At 47.6% G+C, this 18,762-nt stretch carries 22 protein-coding genes; 6 read left to right on the top strand and 16 right to left on the bottom strand.

The window, feature by feature from the left end; translation table 11 throughout:
- Nucleotides 1–28: 28 nt before the first annotated feature.
- A complete protein-coding gene (locus EXIG_RS05125) occupies nt 29–1,489 on the bottom strand; it encodes an MDR family MFS transporter (RefSeq protein WP_012369863.1) in 1,461 nt (486 codons plus the stop codon).
- Nucleotides 1,490–1,645: 156 nt separating this feature from the next.
- Between EXIG_RS05125 and EXIG_RS05120 the strand changes: the two genes are divergently transcribed.
- Nucleotides 1,646–2,458 carry an SDR family NAD(P)-dependent oxidoreductase gene (locus EXIG_RS05120; RefSeq protein ID WP_012369862.1) on the top strand — a complete coding sequence of 271 codons (813 nt, stop codon included), beginning with the start codon at nt 1,646–1,648 and terminating at the stop codon, nt 2,456–2,458.
- A 66-nt stretch (nt 2,459–2,524) separates the two neighbouring features.
- Here EXIG_RS05120 and EXIG_RS05115 read toward each other — a convergent pair whose 3' ends face one another.
- Genes EXIG_RS05115 through rnz form a run of 7 tightly spaced genes read right to left on the bottom strand, consistent with a single transcriptional unit; the run spans nt 2,525 to nt 7,307 of the window.
- Nucleotides 2,525–2,899 carry a hypothetical protein gene (locus tag EXIG_RS05115; RefSeq protein ID WP_012369861.1) on the bottom strand — a complete coding sequence of 125 codons (375 nt, stop codon included), beginning with the start codon at nt 2,897–2,899 and terminating at the stop codon, nt 2,525–2,527.
- Nucleotides 2,900–2,931: 32 nt separating this feature from the next.
- The gene (locus tag EXIG_RS05110; protein WP_012369860.1) at nt 2,932–3,498 is read right to left on the bottom strand and encodes an ECF transporter S component; all 567 of its coding nucleotides are present in this window, start codon (nt 3,496–3,498) and stop codon (nt 2,932–2,934) included.
- Nucleotides 3,489–4,454: an ATP-binding cassette domain-containing protein gene (locus EXIG_RS05105; RefSeq protein ID WP_012369859.1), complete on the bottom strand. Its 966-nt coding sequence runs from the start codon at nt 4,452–4,454 to the stop codon at nt 3,489–3,491. Before EXIG_RS05105 ends, EXIG_RS05110 begins: the two co-directional genes overlap by 10 nt.
- Nucleotides 4,417–5,115: a hypothetical protein gene (locus EXIG_RS05100; protein WP_012369858.1), complete on the bottom strand. Its 699-nt coding sequence runs from the start codon at nt 5,113–5,115 to the stop codon at nt 4,417–4,419. Before EXIG_RS05100 ends, EXIG_RS05105 begins: the two co-directional genes overlap by 38 nt.
- Nucleotides 5,093–5,503, bottom strand: a complete 411-nt coding sequence (locus EXIG_RS05095) for a DUF4430 domain-containing protein (protein ID WP_012369857.1) — start codon at nt 5,501–5,503, stop codon at nt 5,093–5,095. The genes EXIG_RS05100 and EXIG_RS05095 overlap by 23 nt, the downstream gene beginning before the upstream one ends.
- On the bottom strand, nt 5,500–6,396 hold the full coding sequence (locus EXIG_RS05090) for a hypothetical protein (protein WP_012369856.1): 897 nt from the start codon (nt 6,394–6,396) through the stop codon (nt 5,500–5,502). Before EXIG_RS05090 ends, EXIG_RS05095 begins: the two co-directional genes overlap by 4 nt.
- 5 nt (nt 6,397–6,401) lie before the next feature.
- Nucleotides 6,402–7,307, bottom strand: coding sequence for a ribonuclease Z (rnz, locus tag EXIG_RS05085; RefSeq protein WP_012369855.1), 906 nt, complete (start codon nt 7,305–7,307; stop codon nt 6,402–6,404).
- Between the two features lie 108 nt (nt 7,308–7,415).
- Between rnz and EXIG_RS05080 the strand changes: the two genes are divergently transcribed.
- Nucleotides 7,416–7,595, top strand: coding sequence for a hypothetical protein (locus EXIG_RS05080; protein ID WP_012369854.1), 180 nt, complete (start codon nt 7,416–7,418; stop codon nt 7,593–7,595).
- A 57-nt stretch (nt 7,596–7,652) separates the two neighbouring features.
- On the opposite strand, the gene EXIG_RS05075 is transcribed toward EXIG_RS05080, so the two are convergent.
- Entirely contained in the window at nt 7,653–8,777 is a 1,125-nt protein-coding gene (locus EXIG_RS05075; RefSeq protein ID WP_012369853.1) for a M20/M25/M40 family metallo-hydrolase, read from the bottom strand.
- Between the two features lie 228 nt (nt 8,778–9,005).
- Nucleotides 9,006–9,959: an aromatic acid exporter family protein gene (locus tag EXIG_RS05070; protein WP_012369851.1), complete on the bottom strand. Its 954-nt coding sequence runs from the start codon at nt 9,957–9,959 to the stop codon at nt 9,006–9,008.
- 78 nt (nt 9,960–10,037) lie between these two features.
- On the opposite strand from EXIG_RS05070, the gene EXIG_RS05065 reads away from it, so the two are divergent.
- The 4 genes from EXIG_RS05065 (at nt 10,038) to EXIG_RS05050 (ending at nt 13,832) form a co-directional block, all read left to right on the top strand.
- The gene (locus EXIG_RS05065; RefSeq protein WP_012369850.1) at nt 10,038–11,123 is read left to right on the top strand and encodes an N-acetylglucosaminidase; all 1,086 of its coding nucleotides are present in this window, start codon (nt 10,038–10,040) and stop codon (nt 11,121–11,123) included.
- A 56-nt stretch (nt 11,124–11,179) separates the two neighbouring features.
- A complete protein-coding gene (locus tag EXIG_RS05060) occupies nt 11,180–12,115 on the top strand; it encodes a manganese-dependent inorganic pyrophosphatase (RefSeq protein WP_012369849.1) in 936 nt (311 codons plus the stop codon).
- Between the two features lie 88 nt (nt 12,116–12,203).
- Nucleotides 12,204–12,968 carry a 2,4-dienoyl-CoA reductase gene (gene fadH / locus EXIG_RS05055; RefSeq protein WP_012369848.1) on the top strand — a complete coding sequence of 255 codons (765 nt, stop codon included), beginning with the start codon at nt 12,204–12,206 and terminating at the stop codon, nt 12,966–12,968.
- 150 nt (nt 12,969–13,118) lie between these two features.
- Nucleotides 13,119–13,832, top strand: a complete 714-nt coding sequence (locus EXIG_RS05050) for a ZIP family metal transporter (protein WP_012369847.1) — start codon at nt 13,119–13,121, stop codon at nt 13,830–13,832.
- A gap of 45 nt (nt 13,833–13,877) precedes the next feature.
- Here the strand turns inward: EXIG_RS05050 and EXIG_RS05045 are convergent, their stop codons facing one another.
- The 6 genes from EXIG_RS05045 to EXIG_RS05020 all read right to left on the bottom strand — a co-directional run bounded on the left by EXIG_RS05045 (nt 13,878) and on the right by EXIG_RS05020 (nt 18,721).
- Nucleotides 13,878–14,483 (bottom strand): HD domain-containing protein, encoded by a 606-nt coding sequence (locus tag EXIG_RS05045; protein ID WP_012369846.1) that lies wholly within the window; start codon nt 14,481–14,483, stop codon nt 13,878–13,880.
- Between the two features lie 59 nt (nt 14,484–14,542).
- The gene (locus EXIG_RS05040) at nt 14,543–15,265 is read right to left on the bottom strand and encodes an amino acid ABC transporter ATP-binding protein (protein ID WP_041261856.1); all 723 of its coding nucleotides are present in this window, start codon (nt 15,263–15,265) and stop codon (nt 14,543–14,545) included.
- A gap of 13 nt (nt 15,266–15,278) precedes the next feature.
- Nucleotides 15,279–15,935: an amino acid ABC transporter permease gene (locus EXIG_RS05035; RefSeq protein ID WP_012369844.1), complete on the bottom strand. Its 657-nt coding sequence runs from the start codon at nt 15,933–15,935 to the stop codon at nt 15,279–15,281.
- A 60-nt stretch (nt 15,936–15,995) separates the two neighbouring features.
- The gene (locus tag EXIG_RS05030) at nt 15,996–16,772 is read right to left on the bottom strand and encodes a transporter substrate-binding domain-containing protein (protein WP_012369843.1); all 777 of its coding nucleotides are present in this window, start codon (nt 16,770–16,772) and stop codon (nt 15,996–15,998) included.
- Between the two features lie 304 nt (nt 16,773–17,076).
- Nucleotides 17,077–17,502: a BrxA/BrxB family bacilliredoxin gene (locus EXIG_RS05025; protein ID WP_012369842.1), complete on the bottom strand. Its 426-nt coding sequence runs from the start codon at nt 17,500–17,502 to the stop codon at nt 17,077–17,079.
- Between the two features lie 34 nt (nt 17,503–17,536).
- Nucleotides 17,537–18,721, bottom strand: a complete 1,185-nt coding sequence (locus EXIG_RS05020; RefSeq protein WP_012369841.1) for a class I SAM-dependent methyltransferase — start codon at nt 18,719–18,721, stop codon at nt 17,537–17,539.
- Nucleotides 18,722–18,762 lie beyond the last annotated feature (41 nt).

Genomic DNA, 18,762 nt, shown 5'->3' with positions numbered 1-18,762 from the left:
TGTTAGAAGATTGTCTGACTGGTATTTTTTAATTGGTCGGATCTTCCGGACGGACTTTCGGCAGTCGGAAGGTCATGAAAAAGGCAAGAATGGCACAGACGAGGCCCCCGATGAAGACGAGATGCAGTCCGTTTGCGAGTGCTTGTTCCGCGGCCGATTGAACGTCTGCTCCGTAACGGGAGGCCGTACCCGACTGGAAAAACGGATCAATCGAGTAGCCAGAAAGCAGTTTCGAGTCGGAAAATGCCTGGATAATCGACACATTAAACAAGGTGCCGAAGATCGCCACACCAAGCGTTTGTCCGGTCGTACTCAAAAACGAGTTGACGGCAGTCGCTGATCCGCGGAGCGACCAGTCGACCGAAGTCTGCAGGACGACCATAAAGACGGGTTGCGCTAGTCCGAAACCGATTCCGATCAACGAAACGGCAAGGTAGATAAAGACATCACTCGATTCCCGGCCGATTCCAATTAAAATCGCCATCCCGATGACGAGTAAACCCATTCCGGTCATCGTCCGGTAGCGCGGCGAGGCAATTCCGATCGTCCGTCCGCCGACGATTGCCGTCAGTGTCCAAAACAACGACAGCGGCATCAGCATAAAACCAGCTTCCGTCGGACTTTTTCCGAGCACGCCTTGCGCGAAAATCGGGATGTAGGCCGACATCGAGACGAGTACCCAGGCAGAAAAGAAGACCGCCAAATTGATGACGAGAATGACCGGATGCCGGATGACCGCCGGTGGCAACAGCGGATCCGACGCTTTTTTCTCGACCCGGTAAAACCAGAACAGCAGGATCACACTGACTGCAAAACTGATTAAAATCAGCGTCTCGGCAAATGATTCGGATTCACTTCCCGATAATAATCCGTACAGTAACGCGCTCATGCCAGTCGCAAATAAAATGGCTCCCCGGTAATCAATCTTCCGTGACGTCTCGGTGACATTTTCTTTATAAAACAAAACAATCATGATGAATGAAATCAGAGCAAACGGTACATTTAATAAAAAGATGTAACGCCACGATAACGTCTCGACTAAAAAACCGCCGACGAGCGGACCGGCGACACCCGAGATTCCCCAAACCGCACTTAAAACGCCTTGAATTTTTCCGCGTTCCTCGTATGTATATAAATCCCCGATGATCGTCATCGCAATCGGCAAGACGGCTCCCGCTCCGATTCCTTGCGCGGCACGGAACAGAATCAGCATTTCCATCGATTGCGCCAATCCACAGGCGAGCGACGCGACCGTGAAGACACCGATTCCGAATAACAGGACACGTTTTCTTCCGTACAGGTCTGCCATCTTCCCGTAAATCGGTGTTGAGACGGCCATGAACAGTAAGAAACCGGCGAAAATCCAGCTGACGAGTTTCGCGCCGTTTAACTCACTTGCCATGACCGGTGTTGCCGTCGCAACGATCGTACCTTCAATCGCCGCTAAAAATGTAGCTAATAACAAAGCAATCGTGACATTTTTTCTCAAGAGACTCAGCTCACTTTCTGTAGGTGTATCCTTTCTTTATCATACCTTGAATCGGCGGACTTCTAAAAGGAGATGCTTATCGAGCAGGAATCAAGGGAACAATAGGGAATGATAAAGATTAGAGAATGAGTCATCAATTGAATGGAGGAGTATGATATGTTACGAAAAACCGCTTTGATTACAGGTGCTTCCGGTGGAATCGGTCTTGATTTGGCTGTTTTGGCGGCACGCGACGGGTTTGATTGTGTATTGATTGCCCGCAATGAAAAGAAACTGACGGAGCTTAAGCATGTCCTTGAAAAACGTTACCAAATCAAGGCTTATACATTCGCAGCCGACCTTTCAAAACCGGACAGTGTCTCGCGGATCCTCAGTTTCCTTGAGGAACATGAGCTGACGGTCGATCTGTTGTTCAACAATGCCGGTTTTGCGACATCCGGCCGCTTTGCAGAAATCGATCCGTCCGAAGATTTAAATTCCATCCATGTCAACGTCGTCGCCCTGACGGAACTGACGAAACGGTTGGTGCCGGGAATGCTTGACCGCGGATTCGGCCGGATCTTGAATGTGGCCTCTGTTGCTGCCTTCATGCCGGGACCTTACATGAGTGTCTATTACGCGACAAAAGCGTATGTCCTGTCGCTGTCTGAAGCACTCGCTTCTGAACTGGACGGTTCGGGTGTGACGGTCACCTGCCTTTGCCCGGGACCGACGGATACGAACTTTTTTGACCGTGCACAGATTACGTTACCTTTCAAAAGCATGCCGTCCCACCTCGTCGCCTTTGCCGGATACCGGGGAACGTTGAAAGGTAAACGGGTTGTCGTACCGGGAGCGAGCAACCGCGCCATGGTGACATTTGCAAAATTCCTGCCGCGCCGCCTTTTGACGGAAGTCACGGGACGCATTCAAAATCCGGATCAGCAACAACAAGAAACGCCGGTTGAAGAATTCGCTGTCTCCAACTGATCTAGACATTAATAAAAAAGACGTCCGTTCTTTCCATACCGGAAAAGAACGAACGTCTTCTTTGATTCAGTTCGGTTTCGGACGATGCACATGATCCGTCATCCATTTTTGAACATTTTTCGGAATCGAGGTGTAGCGGTATACATACCGAAGAGTGACTGCTCCCGTCACCATGACCAAATAACCGCTCGACAGGACTAATAACCAGGCGACAATCGACAAGAAGAGATCCGTTTCAAAAAAGAGATGTCCGACTAATCCGCCTTCTGCAGATGTAATCAGCATCGCTCCGGGAAAAATGGCTGCTGCCAGTAAATAAAATCCTGCATACCGCCCCCGAATCGTTCCCTTCAACAATAAAATACTACCAAATGCCAGACCCAAACCAGCGATAAGTAACAACCCGACGAGATACGTTATGGACAGCGGCGAACTCAGCATTACGCTTCACTCCAATCGAATGGGATTACTTATCATTTACCCTTTTTTCCATCAAACGAGTGCAGAATCCGTAAAAAAATCGGATACAGCAACCAGATGAAAATAGCATTCGAAACCCCATGCAACAAATCAAAAAAACCGCCTGTCAAAAGGAGTGTAAAAAACGCTTCCCGCGAAAAGTCCGTAAAGATCAAAAAACCCAAATTGCTGATCCATCCATAAAAAAAACCTGCCGCCAGTCCATAAGCCGTTAGAATCCACCGCGTCTGCATGCCCGGCAAAATACAGAAAAGACTGATGACCGAATAGGCAATGATTTGAAATAATACGAAAGGACCACTTCCTAAAAATAAACTCGTCAACACGACTACAAGCATCCCGACAATGGCGCCGGTGACCGGTCCTACACAGGCAGCGACCAAAAGGACCAGTGCCGTCGCCGGCTGGACGTTCGGAATACTTGCAAAAATCAGCCGTCCGACAATCGCTGCCGCTGTGACCAGCGCAATGAACCGAAGCATCGCCTCTGACATCGGACGCTTTTCAAAAGATAAAACAACTACACTAATGATGAGGACTGCTGCTCCGATCAGTTCCATTCGTATAACCTGCTTTGCTCGATGAAAGTCGAAGTTGGACCGTCAAAAGCAATTTCCCCCTGAACCAGATAGACGACTCGGGTCGCATAAAAAATCAAATCAGGATCGTGCGTAGCGAATACAATCAATTGATCCGGATGATCGAGCATATTTTGAATGAACGCAGACCGTTGCCGATTGGTTAATCCGGCCGTCGGTTCATCAAAATAACAGGCTACTTCCTTCCAGGAGAGCCGTTCCATCAATTGTTGTTTTTGTTCGGAAAACGTAGCAATCGGCTCATCGAGAACAGGTGCAAGCGCCGGATGCGCCGGAACATAACATTTTTCGCCGGTCCGCTTGACCTTTCCGTACAGCGGCCGTTCCACACCGAGTAACAGACGGAGCAAGGTTGATTTTCCACTCCCGTTGGCTCCGATCAGTGCCACCCGTTCCCCCAGGTGAAAGGACATTCGTTCAACCGACAAGGCATACTTTTCCTGTAACGGATAGCGGTGCCGGATGCGCCATATCTCATCGATGACCTTTCCTTTGCCCGGTTCTATTCCTTCTAGCTTTTCAAGCGGCTGCTGTTGAATGACGGAATAGGTGATCTGGCAGGAAAAACGGTGTTCGATTTCCTCGAACAACAGCATCAGCCGGGTTTTGCGGACTTGATCTAAAAATAAAAACGGCTCTGCCAAGAAGATTTTTTCCGGTAAGCCGGACAAGGTATACCCGAGCGAGACCAGTTGCTGTTCCCCCGAGGATAATTCACTTGTCTCCCGGTCAAAGAAAGCTTCTAAGCCGAGTAACGTTGCCAGTTCTCCAGCGACAAACAGACTGGTTGTCGCCAACATATCGCGGACACGACCATGCAGCAGGCGATCCGGTTGAATCACTTCTGCCCCGGCCGCACGAGCCAGTTGTTCCAGCCGCTTACGTGACCCTGCTTCGTCGGTAATAATGGTAGGCATCGCGTACCCCTCCTTTCGAGAACATCAACAGTCCGGGTAACACTAAAGCGGCTATTACTGCTACAGGAGACCAGAAGGCAAGATAGATTCCTGTAATTAAAAGCCCGATCATCCAATCAGAAAGTGTCAAATGCCGTAACGGACTGGGGACCGCTTCGATGGGCAACAGGTGGTACAGTGCCACCCGTTCCATCTTTTCTGTCAGCGGTTGTTTGGTATGGCTCATTTTCACTTCCGGCCACGTCCGGAGCAATGAAGGTAAGATCGCCAAAACCATTCCCGTCAAACGGGTCAGGCGCGGCAAAATACGGAATAACGGCCCCATTTGATCGAGCCGGACCAGGGTGAAGGTCAGTTGACTGGATGTCACGAACAACGCCACCGTCAGACCAGTCAACCAAATTCCGTATGGATCAACGGAAGCACCGACAAGCAAAGGAACATACATCATTCCGATATAAACCAAGGGTAAGGTTAAATAACGCAGGACACTCCATTGCCGGATCCACGTAAAGAACAGTATATGTCCGCTCAAGACAATCAAGATACTGATATGTGTCTGCAAAAAGAAAGGGACCGATAACATCGCCACTAAAAAAAGAGCGACATTCAGTGGATGAAGTCGCTCCCGTTCCGCCTTACTGAAAATAAGCCATTGCATCTTTTTCAAATCGCCATTCCAGACGGTCGCCGTCTTTTAATTGATACGCTCCTGCCCCGACTTGTGCCGGTTTGTCATTGACGCCGAACACCCAACCGCTGCTTGCTCCGGCTGATTTTTCACGGATGCCGTCAACGGCCGTCACGTATGCCATCTCACCCTTACCGGTTTTGACGACCGGAAGATCCGTTTCTTCTAACGCATCAAGTGCCGTCTCTGATTTCTTGAGACACATGTCTTTTTCATATAATGTCTTATCACTCGTATGATTGACGACCGATACTTCTACCAAACGTTCACACTTCTTTGATTCAGCAGCTTGATCTGTCGGTTGTTCCGCACACCCTGCCAGGAGGAGGACTCCCCCGATTAATATCCATTTTTTCATCGTACGACTCCTTTTCGTCTTGAGGTCTCAAAACTGTAATTATATAAAAGTATGGTTTTCTCCCGTAACGATTGACCGTCAGAACGCAAGTACGTCAATCGAATCGCGTTGGCTAACACATCGTCTCCCGTATTGACATACGGAATCAGTTCGCCTTGATCGTTAATCAAGAGAACTGTCGCATCCTGTAAGCTGAACGTTTCATACAACCCGTCCAAATCCATCTCGACATACGGAGTCTTCGATTCATGAAGAATCTGTTTGATGGATAACGTCTTCAATGTCTGAAACGAGGTTGAAGCATCAATTAATTTTTGATAATAAACCTCGAGCGAACGCGTCAAGACTTCTTCCCGGGGACGATACGTTAATGTGCCCGTCACTTCTTGATACGTTACTTCGTACCGGATGAACCGTTTCGGACTTTTCGCAATCAACTCAAATGTCGCATTCCGCAAGTTACCTCCCTGATCAAATAACAACTGACTTTGTTCAAGTCGCAAAGAGTCATCTCCGATCCGCCGATCAATGTGCGTCATCAGCGTATCAAACGATTCATCCGTAATCGTGACCTGTCCCATTTGTTGAGTTTCTTCCCGCAGCGTAAACGTATCAAACGGTCCCATGATGAGCTGAAGCAGAAAAAAGAGGAATCCGAATAAGGCCATATATCGTTTGTACCTCGAATTTTTTTTCGGATGCAGGACAATCAGGAACAAAATAATGCCAAGCGGCAATTGGATATCGTAAACAGGAAACGACACTGATCCTAAGCAAGCATAAAAAACAAACTTCAGGTAAAGATATTGTTCCTTTTCGGTCCGTTTTTCTAAAAAGAAACCGAGCAGGATACTTGCTAACAGAAACAATGACCATTGGATAAGAAAGTCCATGTTGGTTACCCCTTAATCACGACAGATTGATGATCCGTCATGAGGTATGACTCTTCAAATACTTCCCGCGCCTCCGCTTCCAACCGTTGTTCCTGATCGACATATCGCGCCGAAATATGCGTCAACAACAGTTTCTTCACCCCTGCTTTCAAAGCGATTTCAGCCGCTTGTCTAGCTGTTGAATGACCAAATCGTCCTGCATGATCCTGTTCCGAATCGGCAAATGTCGCTTCGTGGACAAGAACATCGACTTTTTCCGCCAACCGAAGGCTTCCTTCACATGGTACCGTATCTCCTAACACCGCCAACTTGATGCCCGGCTTCGGTTCTCCGAGAAAATCCGTTGACTGATATTCCGTTCCCTCGAAAACAAACGTTTCCTTCTGTTTGATTTGTCGATAGAGCGGTCCTGAAGGGACACCCAGTTGTTTCAGCGCTTCAACGTGCAGAGCTCCTTTTTCTTCCTGACCTTCAATCCGGTAACCGTAGGCTAAAAAGCGATGTTCCAACGCTTCAACGTGAATGTGAAATCCTTCCTGCTCATAGGTCTGACCGGCTTCGACTTCAATGACATCAAGCGGATAACGTAAGTACGTACCGGTGATACGCAAAGTTGCCTCGAGCCATTCCTTGATTCCTTTTGGACCGAAAATCGTTAATAACGTCGTTCCTTCGAGTGCAGCCCGCGTACTGATGAAGCCGGGAAGACCGAAAATATGATCTCCATGCAGATGTGTAATAAAAATCGTACTGACTTTGCGCGGTTTAATCGGACTGTGCAACATTTGGTGTTGTGTCGCTTCTCCACAGTCAAACAACCAGGTCATTTTCGGATGTAAGAGCGCAATCGCAGACACATTCCGTTGTTTGGACGGCATTCCTGCACCGGTCCCTAAAAAATAAAATTCCATCTTTTTCCCCTTTTCGTAAAATTAGCATTTTTTATACATAAAATACACCTTTCTCGGTCCGAAGCATGCTAAAATGGGCCTATACTGATTCGAAAGGTGGTTTTTTCCATGACCAAAATCGAACGGACTTATGCACGTGTCGTACAAGCTGCTCGTTTATTGAACGAGAACTATCGGCAACAGTACGGAAAATCGATTCAACTTCAAGAAATCGCAACGACTTTACTCTGTACCGAGGAACTCATTCTGGAGTCGATGGAATTTTTCGAACGTCCTCAATTAACTTAATCGTAAACGAACAAAGAGTGTACCGCAATGTCGCGGTACACTCTTTTTAGTCTGTCATCATTTATTTGTGATGTAATCGACTAACGTCACGCACAATTCTGCTGTTTTCACGAGTTCTTCAATCGGCATTTTTTCGTTCGTTGTATGGATGTCTTCATAGCCGACAGCCAGGTTGACAGTCGGAATACCGAAACCGGCAATCACGTTTGCATCTGATCCCCCGCCAGAGTGCAAGAGACGTGGTGTCCGACCGAGTTGTGTAATCGCTGCTTTCGCAACCTCGACAACTTGATCACCGTCTTCAAATTTGAAACCAGGATACATGACTTTAACTTCGACTTCGGCACGTCCGCCAAATTCAGCGGCAACCTCTTCAAACGCCGCTTTCATTTTCGCTGTTTGAGCTTCCATTTTAGGCGCAACGAGCGAACGGGCCTCGGCAAAGATTTCCACGTAATCACATACGATGTTGGTCGATGGACCACCACCGCTGAAGCGTCCGATATTTGCTGTCGTTTCTTCATCGATGCGGCCGAGCGGCATTTTGGCAATCGCTTTTGCTGCAATCGTGATGGCCGAAATTCCTTTTTCAGGTGCCACACCGGCATGAGCGGTTTTACCGTAAATTTTGGCATTTACTTTCGCTTGGGTTGGTGCAGCCGTAATGATGTCTCCGACTTTACCATCCGAGTCCAAAGCAAAACCGTAATCCGCATCAATCTTCGAAGGATCGAGAACCATAGCGCCGACTAAGCCTGATTCTTCCCCTACCGTGATGACGAATTGAATTTTCCCGTGCGGCTGGTTCGTTTCGTTTAAGACATGGACCAGTTCGATCAACGAAGCAAGCCCCGTTTTATCATCTGCCCCAAGAATCGTCGTTCCGTCCGTCTTCACGTAACCGTCCTCGATGATTGGTTTGATTCCCTGTCCCGGGAAAACCGTATCCATATGGGAAGTGAAATAAATTTTATCGACGCCGTCTTTTGTTGCCGGAAGCGTGATGATTAAGTTGTTCCCTTTATGCTCGGTTTTCGATGAAGCGTCATCTTCGAATACGTCACACCCCAGTGCCGTAAACGTCTCTTTCAAATGGGCACAAATTTGTGCCTCTTCTTTTGATTCCGAATCAATCTGGACCAGTTCTAAAAAGGTGTCGAGCACACGTTGCTCATTAACCATGTTGCATTCCTCCTCATTTTTTCAGTTCATCTAGCGCTTTTTTAGTATACCATCTATAGGCAGATTTGCACTTCGCAAGCGTTGTTTGTACAATGGCTATAATCAATGGAAGTATGAAAGGAGCGGTCTTGCTATGGCAAAACCATCAAAACAACAACGAATCATTAAGTGGACGACGATTACGATTTTGACGATTTTCCTGCTCGGCACCTTTGCCTCGACGATGTTTTACCTCTTCTGATTGACGAATCGTTGCTTTAATTGCAAATACTGCTCTGCTTCCTGCAACATATGCAGTAATGCGGACCGGACTTCAAACTCATCCCGTGTCTTCGGGAGCGGTGACTCGCGAAACTCTTCGAGCAGTCGTTCAAGTTCCGCTAAAAATAACGTTGCGTCGGCATCGGGTCGGACATTGTCACCAATTGTCCGGAACAGGCCGGCGACTTTTTTTCCTTCTTCTACGACGAGGACAAGATCATCGACGTTGCGGACGATTCCGTTTAATAATTCAAACTGTTGTTCACGCATTCGGAAATACAGGTAGTCTTCATCATCATTCCGTCGGCCGATGGCATTGCCCATCCGTTTCAGCGAAGCATCCTTTCCTTCCTTCAACAGCCGTTCCGTCTCGTGCAGTGTCAACGAATGCCGATTGATCCATCCCGTTTCAATCGCGGCTGCGACTTCAAAGAACAAGGCGGCAATCCGTTGATCGATCTGCAACCGTCGCTCGGCAATCGTCCGGTCGAGACTCGGCATATACATGTTCACGAGTAGTCCTACACCGACACCGATCAGCAGCAAATAAATTTCGTTTAAAAAGATGGCCAGATTCAATTGCTGTGCGACGTAAAGATGGGTGAGAATGACGACACTCGTGATAAAACCGTCCTGCAGGCGGAGGCGTTGCGTCAGTGGAAGAAATAGAATGAAATAAAGTGCAATTGCAATCGGACGGTAGCCGATGACTTCGAAGATGACAAAACCAAGTCCAATCGCGAGAATGGACGCCATGATCCGTTCATATGACGACCGAAATGATTTTTTTCTTGTCGCTTGAATACTCAAAATGGCGATGATGGCTGCAAAGACGTAGTAATCCAGTTGCATCTTTTCCGCAATCCACATCGCCAGTGCCGCTGCGACAGCGGTTTTTAACGTTCGATATCCGATAAACACAGACTTCCCTCCATTCTTTGTTAGGTTACCTATTCTTTACCCAGGTTGTCGATTGATTTTTTTGAAGGACGTGATTTTTTGACTAAACGTACAATTCGCCCCGCCCGCCCGGTCCGTCGAACGGGTTCTTTCAAGGGGCTTGTCTTCTTTTTCTTACTCGGTTGCGGATTGTTCCTGCTGTTACGGGAGAAACCGCAAACCATTCTTCCCCCGGCTTCTCCTTATGTTGCGGAATTATATCGGGACGGGAAAGTCATCCGGGAAGAAGAATTCGATTCTGCCGAAAAAGCGAAGGCCTTTATCGACGGACGCCGCGGGGCCGTCAAACGGACGGCGGATGAACGTTATATCTATTTGACCGGCAGCGGGATCGGCATCGTCAAGCCGAATCAGACGCTGAACATCTACACCGACCGCGCTCTAAAAAAACGACATACGTATATCGCCCCCGGCAGCCGTGTTTCCCTGCTTGCGTACACAGATTCCGTCAGCCGGGTTGAAATTGCCGGTCTGACCGGTTACGTTGCTTCCGATCGGCTGACTCTTTACCCGCTTGAACAATCCAGTAACCGGTCCTATTATGAAAAGCAAGGCGATCGTCTGTTGCATTACATCGTCGCCGATGCCGGACTCGGCGGTTTGATCACAGCCGGGGAAGCACCAGCGTCGTTAGATGACCGAACGATGCAGTACATTGAATCGAAAACACTAACGCAGGATTTACGGAAACCGACCGCTTTGACAGCGAAACAACTCGATGCCTACATTAAAAAAAATGCTCCCGACAGTCCGTTGATCGGGAAAGGAAAGACCTTTAAGCAAGTTGAACGCACCTATCGAATCAATGCGGCTTATCTGCTTGCCCATGCGATTCACGAGTCCGATTACGGACGGTCGGACATCGCAAAAGACAAGTTCAATCTGTTTGGCGTCAATGCAACGGATATTGCTCCCGGTCAAAATGCGACGTCATATGATTCGTTTGAAGACTCCATCCGGAAAACAGGCCGCTTCATTGCCCGCGACTATCTTTCGAAAGACGGGAAATACTACCGCGGTCCGTTTCTTGGAAACAAGGCACGTGGAATGAATGTTTTTTACGCATCCGATCCGTATTGGAGCGAAAAAATCGCCGGCATACTCTTGAAAATGAACGCCGTCTAAAACGGACTTATGGTACACTAATGGTCGAGACATCAATCATTTAGGAGTGAATACACATGGAAAAAGTTTTAGTATTTGGTCATAAAAATCCGGACACGGATACGATTGCATCGGCGATCGCCTATGCCGAATTAAAAAAAGAGCTCGGTGTTCATGCTGAAGCCGTTCGTCTTGGTGAAGTCAACGGGGAAACACAATTTGCCCTCGACTACTTTAAAGTTGCTCGTCCCCGCCTCGTAACGGAAGTATCAAAAGAAGCACAACACGTCATTCTTGTTGACCACAATGAACGTCAACAAAGCGCGGATGATATCGATGCTGTCAAAGTGACGGAAGTCATCGACCATCACCGGATTGCCAACTTCGAGACATCTGATCCGGTTTATTACCGTGCGGAACCAGTCGGTTGCACGACGACGATCCTAAACAAAATGTACAAAGAACACGGTGTTGCGATCAAACCGGAAATTGCCGGTTTGATGTTGTCAGCCATCGTTTCCGATTCCTTGTTGTTTAAGTCGCCGACATGCACGGAGCAAGACGTCATCGCAGCACGTGAACTGGCGACGATTGCCGGTGTCGATGCCAACGTCTATGGTCTCGACATGTTAAAAGCAGGTGCTGATCTATCTAAGAAAACGATTGACGAGTTGATTGCACTTGATGCAAAAGAATTTTCAATGGGACCATTCAAAGTCGAGATTGCCCAAGCCAACACGGTCGATACAGCGGAAGTCTTGCTTCGTCAGGCAGAGCTCGAAACGCGGATCGAAGCCTTGATTGCCGAAAAAGATTTGAATTTATATATGTTACTCGTTACGGACATCCTGACGAACAATTCGGTGGCGCTCGTCCTCGGACCTGAAGCTTCGCTTGTCGAACGGGCCTTCGGACTTGAAGCGACGAACCATCTTCTTTATCTCGAAGGTGTCGTGTCACGTAAAAAACAAGTTGTTCCTGTCTTGACAAATACGGCAGCAGCTGTCGAATAATTTCTGTCCAAAAGAAGGAGTTTACTCCTTCTTTTTTGAATACTTATATTGAATGGCTATTCATTCAGTTTATAAGGGGGTTTTGGAAATGGCAAAAACAGTACTTGTCACAGGTGGAACGAGCGGAATGGGGAAAGCGATGGCGATCGCTTTAAAAGAGGCCGGGTGGAATGTCGTCGTGACCGGTCGGAATGCCGAACGGTTGCAGCAAACCGATCAGGATTTACAAGCGATTGACGGACACCACAGTGTCATTCAAATGGACGTCCGGGATCCGGATGCCTGTATCGCTGCTGTCAATCAAACCCGACAACAGTTTGGACAACTGGAAGCCCTCATCAACAATGCTGCTGGTAACTTCATCTGTCCGACGGACGAACTCTCGCCGAACGGATGGAAAACGGTCATTGATATCGTCTTGAACGGGACATTCAACTGTTCCCATGCCCTCGTCAAAGGCTGGCAGGAAGACAACGTATCGGGCGGACAAATCTTGAATATCGTTGCCTCATACGCGTGGCAGGCAGGTGCCGGTGTCGCACCGAGTGCTGCAGCAAAAGCTGGTGTCCTGAACCTGACACGAACACTTGCTGTCGAATGGGGATACAAATACGGAGCCCGCATCAATGCAATCAGTCCGGGACCGATTGAACGGACCGGCGGCGCCGATAAACTTGCCATGTCACCGGAACATGCGGAACGGATTCGCCGCAACGTCCCGCTCGGCCGATTCGGCACACCGGAAGAAATCGCCGGACTAGCGACCTGGATGTTGTCCGATCAAGCGAGTTACTTAAATGGGGAATGTATTGCCCTCGACGGCGGGCATTGGTTAAATAAACAACCGTTTTGATCATACAACACGCCTCTCGCCTTTTCAGCGAAAGGCGTTTTTCCTTGTTTCCGGATTACCTTTTCTGCTTTTTTAACTAGCTATGTTTATCAATCATTTTTTTAGGAAAATAGTAATACAGATAGGGAAAGAGCTAAGGAGGATGTTTACATGGGAATCGCTTTTATGTGGGGGGCAATCGCTGGAGGAGCCGTCGTCATTGGAGCTTTGATTGGTTTGTTTCTCCCTCTTAAACAACGGTTGATCGGATACGTGATGTCGTTTGGAACAGGGATTTTAATCGGGGCGGCAACGTTTGAGTTATTGGATGAAGCCCTAAATAAATCCACGACGAAGATTGTCGGCATCTCCTTCATCGTGGGGGCACTCGTGTTCACTGCTTTTGATATGTTTGTTTCCTCACGTGGGGCCAGTAAACGAAAACGCTCATCCGGCGGAAACGAAGGGACAGGAACTGCCATCTTTTTCGGAACGATTCTTGATGCGATTCCGGAATCGATCATGATTGGTGCCAGTTTATTATCGGGAAATGTCAGCGCCGCGCTTGTCGCAGCCATTTTCGTCAGTAACATCCCGGAAGGTTTGTCGAGTACGACCGGCTTACAAAAAGACGGTTTCTCGAAGAAAAAAATCCTGGTCATGTGGGGAGTCGTCTGGTTGATTTCCGCGCTCGCTTCCCTTGCCGGATATTCGATTTTATCAGAATTGCCGGATATGCAGTTTGCGATGATTGGTGCTTTTGCCAGTGGCGGTATCATTGCCATGCTCGCTTCGACGATGATGCCGGAAGCGCATGAGGAAGGCGGAGCCATCGTTGGTCTGTTCGCTTCTCTCGGCCTGATTACAGCTGTCATCTTAAGCTAACGAACAGGGATCTGCTCCTGATGGAGCGGATCCCTGTCTTTATCATTACTGACCGTTCCATTCCTGCTTAAACCGTTCGACGAAATCCAGCATATACTGATGACGATCTTCAGCAATGATCTTCGCTGTGTTCGTATTCATCAAATCTTTTAAACGGAATAATTTTTCATCGAAATGGTGTAAGGCACTTGTCGTCCCTGTCCGGTCACCCGGCTCGCGGGGAGCGAGTCCCGGTACATACATCGGTTCCTTAAAGTGACCGGCAAATTGAAATGTCCGGGCGATCCCAATCGCACCAATCGCGTCCAAGCGGTCCGCGTCCTGGACAATCTTCCCTTCCAGTGTCTTCATCGGCGGACGGTCACCTCCTTTAAACGATAAACTGTTGATGATGTCGAGGATATGGAGGCGGTCCTGTTCCGAGACGCGTGGGCGCAAATACTGATCGACGCTGTCACTCGTTCCGCCGAGTTTATTGTCTGCTACATCGTGCAGGAGTGCAGCGAGTTCAATGATGCGTGCGTCGCCTCCCTCAGCTGCTGAAATCCGTAACGCCATCTTCCGGACACGTTCGATGTGGGCAAAGTCATGTCCGGAAAAATCAGCGGCATGAAACGCTTGGACAAACCGTTCCGTTTCTTCGTTTCCCATAGTCTACCTCCTCTGTCTTAAAAAAGCGCCGACTCGTTGAATCGAGTCAGCGCTTTTCCTCATAACACTTTTTCCAAGAATTTTTTGGCGCGATCAGTTTTCGGATGATCAAACAGTTCAACCGGACTGCCTTCTTCCATCAGAATGCCTTCATCGAGGAACAGGACACGGTCTGCAACTTCTTTTGCAAAGCCCATCTCGTGCGTAACGATGACCATCGTCATTCCGCTTTCCGCCAGTTGTTTCATGACATCAAGCACTTCGTTGACCATTTCCGGGTCAAGCGCCGATGTCGGCTCGTCAAACAGCATGACGTTCGGTTCCATCGCGAGAGCTCGAGCAATCGCGACCCGTTGTTTTTGACCGCCCGACAGCTGGTTCGGGAAGTTGTCACGCTTTTCGGCCAAACCGACACGTTCGAGCAGGACTTCCGCCCGTTTGACAGCCGCATCTTTCGAGAGACCAAGCACGTTAATCGGTGCATAAATCAAGTTATCGAGGACCGATTTATGCGGGAACAGATTAAACTGTTGGAACACCATGCCGATGTTTTGACGGGCCTTGGCGATGTTTGCTTTCGGTTTCGTCAATTCAAAACCATCGACGTTAATCGTGCCGCTTGTCGGCTGTTCCAACAAATTAATGCATCGTAAGAACGTTGATTTCCCGGATCCCGACGGACCGATGACGGCAACGACTTCGCCGCGTCCGACCGTCGTCGTAATGCCTTTTAAGACTTCTAGTTTTCCAAACTGCTTATATAGATCAGTAACTTGAATCATAGGTTCCATCTGATTACCCACTCTTTCTCATAGCTTTTTCGACTTGTTGACCAATCAAGGACAATCCCATGACAAGTACGAAATAGACGAATCCTGCAAACAATAACGGTTCAAAATACAAGGCCTTCTCTCCACCGACGACTTGCGCCCGGCGCATGACGTCGAGGACACCGACGGTCGAAATCAAAGCGGATTCTTTTGTTAATGTGATCAGCTCGTTCATGATCGCCGGCAGGATATTTTTGAACGCTTGCGGCAAGATGATCGACCGTAACTGTTTCATGTAAGGAATACCAAGGGCGTCTGCTGCTTCCCACTGTCCGCGGTCAACGGCTTGAATGCCGGCCCGGATGATTTCCGAAATGTAAGCCCCGGAGTTTAAGGAAAAGGCGATGATGGCGGATTGATACCCCGTCGTCACATACCCCGTCAACTGCGGTAACCCAAAGTGAATGATCGCCAGTTGTAAAATGAGCGGCGTTCCGCGGAAAACTGCCGTATAGGCATGACCAATAAATCGAACAAATCCGTTTTTCGTAATTTTTAATGCCGCAACGACGATCCCGATTAACATACCGGCAATCGCAGCGACGATGACAACTTGAAATAGAACTGGAATTCCTTGCAGAATATATGGGATTGAATCTTGAATCTTTGTAAAGTCTATCATAACCAATCTCCTAACGTCGCACAAAAGGGATGAGGTTACCCCCACCCCTATGCACTACTCTTATTTTGCTTCTTTTTGGAACCATTCTTCAGCGAGTTTATCGATGTCGCCGTTGTCGATCATCTTCTTCAACTCTTTGTTGAAGTCGTCACGCATTTTGTCCCCTTTTTTGAAGGCGACGGCAGAACCGGTTGGCCCGTCTTCTTTGATTTCATACGTTTTTAATGCTTTGTCCTGATCCATGTATTTGACGGCTACTGCGTCTTCAATGATCAAGGCGTCGATCCGGCCCGTATTCAACTCCTGAATGATTTCCGGAATTTTATTTAATGAAACAGCTTCACTGTCTTTGTAACGGTCCTTCGCCAACGCTTCCTGGATCGATCCGAGCTGGACACCCAGTTTCTTGCCTTTTAGCTCGTCATCTGACGCGATCGCTTTATCTTTCGTCATGACCAGGTTTTTGGACTGGAAATAAATATCCGTGAAGTCGGCGTTTTTCTTCCGCTCGTCGGTCGGCGTCATTCCCGCCATGACGAAATCAACACGTCCCGCACTGAGCGCTCCAAGCAGACTGCCGAACTCCATGTCCTCAATTTTCAAATCATATCCGAGATTTTTTGTGACTTCTTTGGCGATTGCCACATCAAATCCGACGATGTCATCACCTTTTGCTGTATCGATATACTCGAATGGGAAATAATCTGCTGACGTTCCCATCGTCAATACTTTATCGTTCTTTTTGGTCGTATCCCCTGTCGATTCCTCCGAAGCGCCACATGCTGCCATTGTGACTGCTAGAATGCCTGCCATTGCCGTTGCTGCTAATTTCTTCATCAATAAATTCCCCTTCCAACGCTCAATTGTCAGAACTTTAACAATAGTATGACTTATGTTTTTTTCTAATTCAATACTAAAAAGTTCGACCTGATTTATTGCTTTTAGAATATACGAATATTTATTCATTGTAAAGCATAATAATCTGTAAAAATTGCATAAAATACGGATTTATTCATGTTTGATGAGTAATCACTTATTTTGATAACGCTTACATTCATTTCAGGAGAAGCGACTTTCGTTCAACGGACGGTGTTCATAAAAAAAACCTGCCCCCTCAAGCAGGAGCAGGTTTTTGATGTACTTAAGCGTAGATTTCAATCAATGATTCTAACTTCTCGACGACTTCTTCCGCTGTAAACGATTCGATGTCAAACCGTTCGACCATCGACAGGATGTTTCCATCCTGCATCAAAGCGAATGATGGCGATGATGGCGGATATCCTTCGAAGTATTCACGGGCCCGATCGGTTGCTTCCCGGTCTTGTCCTGCAAATACCGTTACAAAATGATCCGGTTTGACACCTTCCATACGGTTGACGTAGGCAGCTGCCGGACGGGCAATACCGCCGGCGCATCCACAAACGGAATTGACGAGGACAAGCGTCAGTCCTTCGCGTTTCATTGCCTCATCAACGCTCTCAGCCGTTGTTAATTCTTCAAAACCGGCTGCTGCTGCTTCTTTACGTGCCGTTTGAACGACATCTTCAAAATACATTTGGAAATCCATTGTATTTGTTTCCCCCTTTAATTCGTTGTCTTCTTTATTGTACGAGTTTCGATGAAATCTGTCCAAGTCTGCCGCTCAATTCACGTTCTAAATACGGCTTTGCATGCAACAGCTCACGGAAAGCGATATACCGGTCGATTTTTTCTTCTGTTGGCCGTTTCGGATTTTTGTAAGCCCGAATCAGGATGTTTTTCGGCGTGTTTTCTAAATCGATGAATTCAAGCAATTGCGTCTCGTATCCGACAAGTGTCAATAACTCGGCCCGAATCGAATCCGTCGCGAGTGAAGCAAACTTTTCTTGAATCAACCCATGTTGCAGCATGACATCAAGCGGTGAACAATCCAGTTGACGGTTTAATTCCTTTTGACAACACGGAACACTGAGAATGACCGAGGCATTCCAATCGACGGCACGTGCGAGCGCAACATCGGTCGCAACATCACAGGCGTGAAGCGTCACCATTAAGTCGACTTCCGTATCCTGGTCGTAATCGTGGACATCACCGACACGGAAGGACAAATCATCATACCCTAAATCAGCAGCGATCGCGGCACATTCCTCAATGACTTCTTTTTTTAGATCAAGACCGGTGACATTTAAATCAAAACCTTTAACGATCTTCAAGTAATGATAAAGAGCAAACGTCAGATACGATTTTCCGCATCCAAAATCTAAAATCCGCAATGTACGTCCTTTCGGCAACACCGCGATACTGTCTTCGACAAATTCCAGAAACCGATTAATTTGTTTGAATTTGTCGTATTTTTGGCGTTTGACCTGTCCTTCTTCCGTCATGACACCTAAACGGATTAAAAACGGCACCGGTACACCGTCTTCTAACAAGTGACTTTTCTTGCGGTTATGAGACAACTCTGCCTGAATCGGTTCTTTGACGGTCGTCTTAATAGAGACTTTCATTTTCTTCGAGAGTTGAAACTGGACTTCTTCCGTTTCGAACCGGAATAAAAATTGACGGAATTCGTCAAAGAATTGGTCCATTCTTACAATAAATTCTTCTATACTTAAATTCTCATGCTTAATGATCCGTTCATGTTGAAACTCTAACTGGATTGCATACGTATCTCTAAGTAGAATCGGTTTTACCTTGATTCGGCGGAGATCATTTGATTTCAGACGCGGAGCGCTGATCGTCGCGTGTATGAGTGAAGTCGCCTGCAGTTTTTCCGTGAGCAAGTCTTTTAATTGATGTAGTTCCACGTATCGTCCCGTCCTTTTTTGTTTGGTCTTTCGAAACTGTA

The organism is Exiguobacterium artemiae 255-15 (assembly GCF_000019905.1).
Taxonomy (GTDB): Bacteria; Bacillota; Bacilli; order Exiguobacteriales; family Exiguobacteriaceae; genus Exiguobacterium_A; species Exiguobacterium_A artemiae.
Note: the sequence above shows the minus strand (reverse complement) of the source record. Positions and strands in the feature narration are given on the sequence as shown.

What these genes read in the sequence shown, in the direction of transcription:
- EXIG_RS05120 (WP_012369862.1), top strand. Translation starts at nt 1,646, where the DNA reads ATGTTACGAAAAACCGCTTTGATTACAGGTGCTTCCGGTGGAATCGGT.
- EXIG_RS05115 (WP_012369861.1), bottom strand. Translation starts at nt 2,899, where the DNA reads ATGCTGAGTTCGCCGCTGTCCATAACGTATCTCGTCGGGTTGTTACTT.
- EXIG_RS05110 (WP_012369860.1), bottom strand. Translation starts at nt 3,498, where the DNA reads ATGGAACTGATCGGAGCAGCAGTCCTCATCATTAGTGTAGTTGTTTTA.
- EXIG_RS05105 (WP_012369859.1), bottom strand. Translation starts at nt 4,454, where the DNA reads ATGCCTACCATTATTACCGACGAAGCAGGGTCACGTAAGCGGCTGGAA.
- EXIG_RS05100 (WP_012369858.1), bottom strand. Translation starts at nt 5,115, where the DNA reads ATGCAATGGCTTATTTTCAGTAAGGCGGAACGGGAGCGACTTCATCCA.
- EXIG_RS05095 (WP_012369857.1), bottom strand. Translation starts at nt 5,503, where the DNA reads ATGAAAAAATGGATATTAATCGGGGGAGTCCTCCTCCTGGCAGGGTGT.
- EXIG_RS05090 (WP_012369856.1), bottom strand. Translation starts at nt 6,396, where the DNA reads ATGGACTTTCTTATCCAATGGTCATTGTTTCTGTTAGCAAGTATCCTG.
- rnz (WP_012369855.1), bottom strand. Translation starts at nt 7,307, where the DNA reads ATGGAATTTTATTTTTTAGGGACCGGTGCAGGAATGCCGTCCAAACAA.
- EXIG_RS05080 (WP_012369854.1), top strand. Translation starts at nt 7,416, where the DNA reads ATGACCAAAATCGAACGGACTTATGCACGTGTCGTACAAGCTGCTCGT.
- EXIG_RS05075 (WP_012369853.1), bottom strand. Translation starts at nt 8,777, where the DNA reads ATGGTTAATGAGCAACGTGTGCTCGACACCTTTTTAGAACTGGTCCAG.
- EXIG_RS05060 (WP_012369849.1), top strand. Translation starts at nt 11,180, where the DNA reads ATGGAAAAAGTTTTAGTATTTGGTCATAAAAATCCGGACACGGATACG.
- fadH (WP_012369848.1), top strand. Translation starts at nt 12,204, where the DNA reads ATGGCAAAAACAGTACTTGTCACAGGTGGAACGAGCGGAATGGGGAAA.
- EXIG_RS05050 (WP_012369847.1), top strand. Translation starts at nt 13,119, where the DNA reads ATGGGAATCGCTTTTATGTGGGGGGCAATCGCTGGAGGAGCCGTCGTC.
- EXIG_RS05045 (WP_012369846.1), bottom strand. Translation starts at nt 14,483, where the DNA reads ATGGGAAACGAAGAAACGGAACGGTTTGTCCAAGCGTTTCATGCCGCT.
- EXIG_RS05040 (WP_041261856.1), bottom strand. Translation starts at nt 15,265, where the DNA reads ATGATTCAAGTTACTGATCTATATAAGCAGTTTGGAAAACTAGAAGTC.
- EXIG_RS05035 (WP_012369844.1), bottom strand. Translation starts at nt 15,935, where the DNA reads ATGATAGACTTTACAAAGATTCAAGATTCAATCCCATATATTCTGCAA.
- EXIG_RS05030 (WP_012369843.1), bottom strand. Translation starts at nt 16,772, where the DNA reads ATGAAGAAATTAGCAGCAACGGCAATGGCAGGCATTCTAGCAGTCACA.
- EXIG_RS05025 (WP_012369842.1), bottom strand. Translation starts at nt 17,502, where the DNA reads ATGGATTTCCAAATGTATTTTGAAGATGTCGTTCAAACGGCACGTAAA.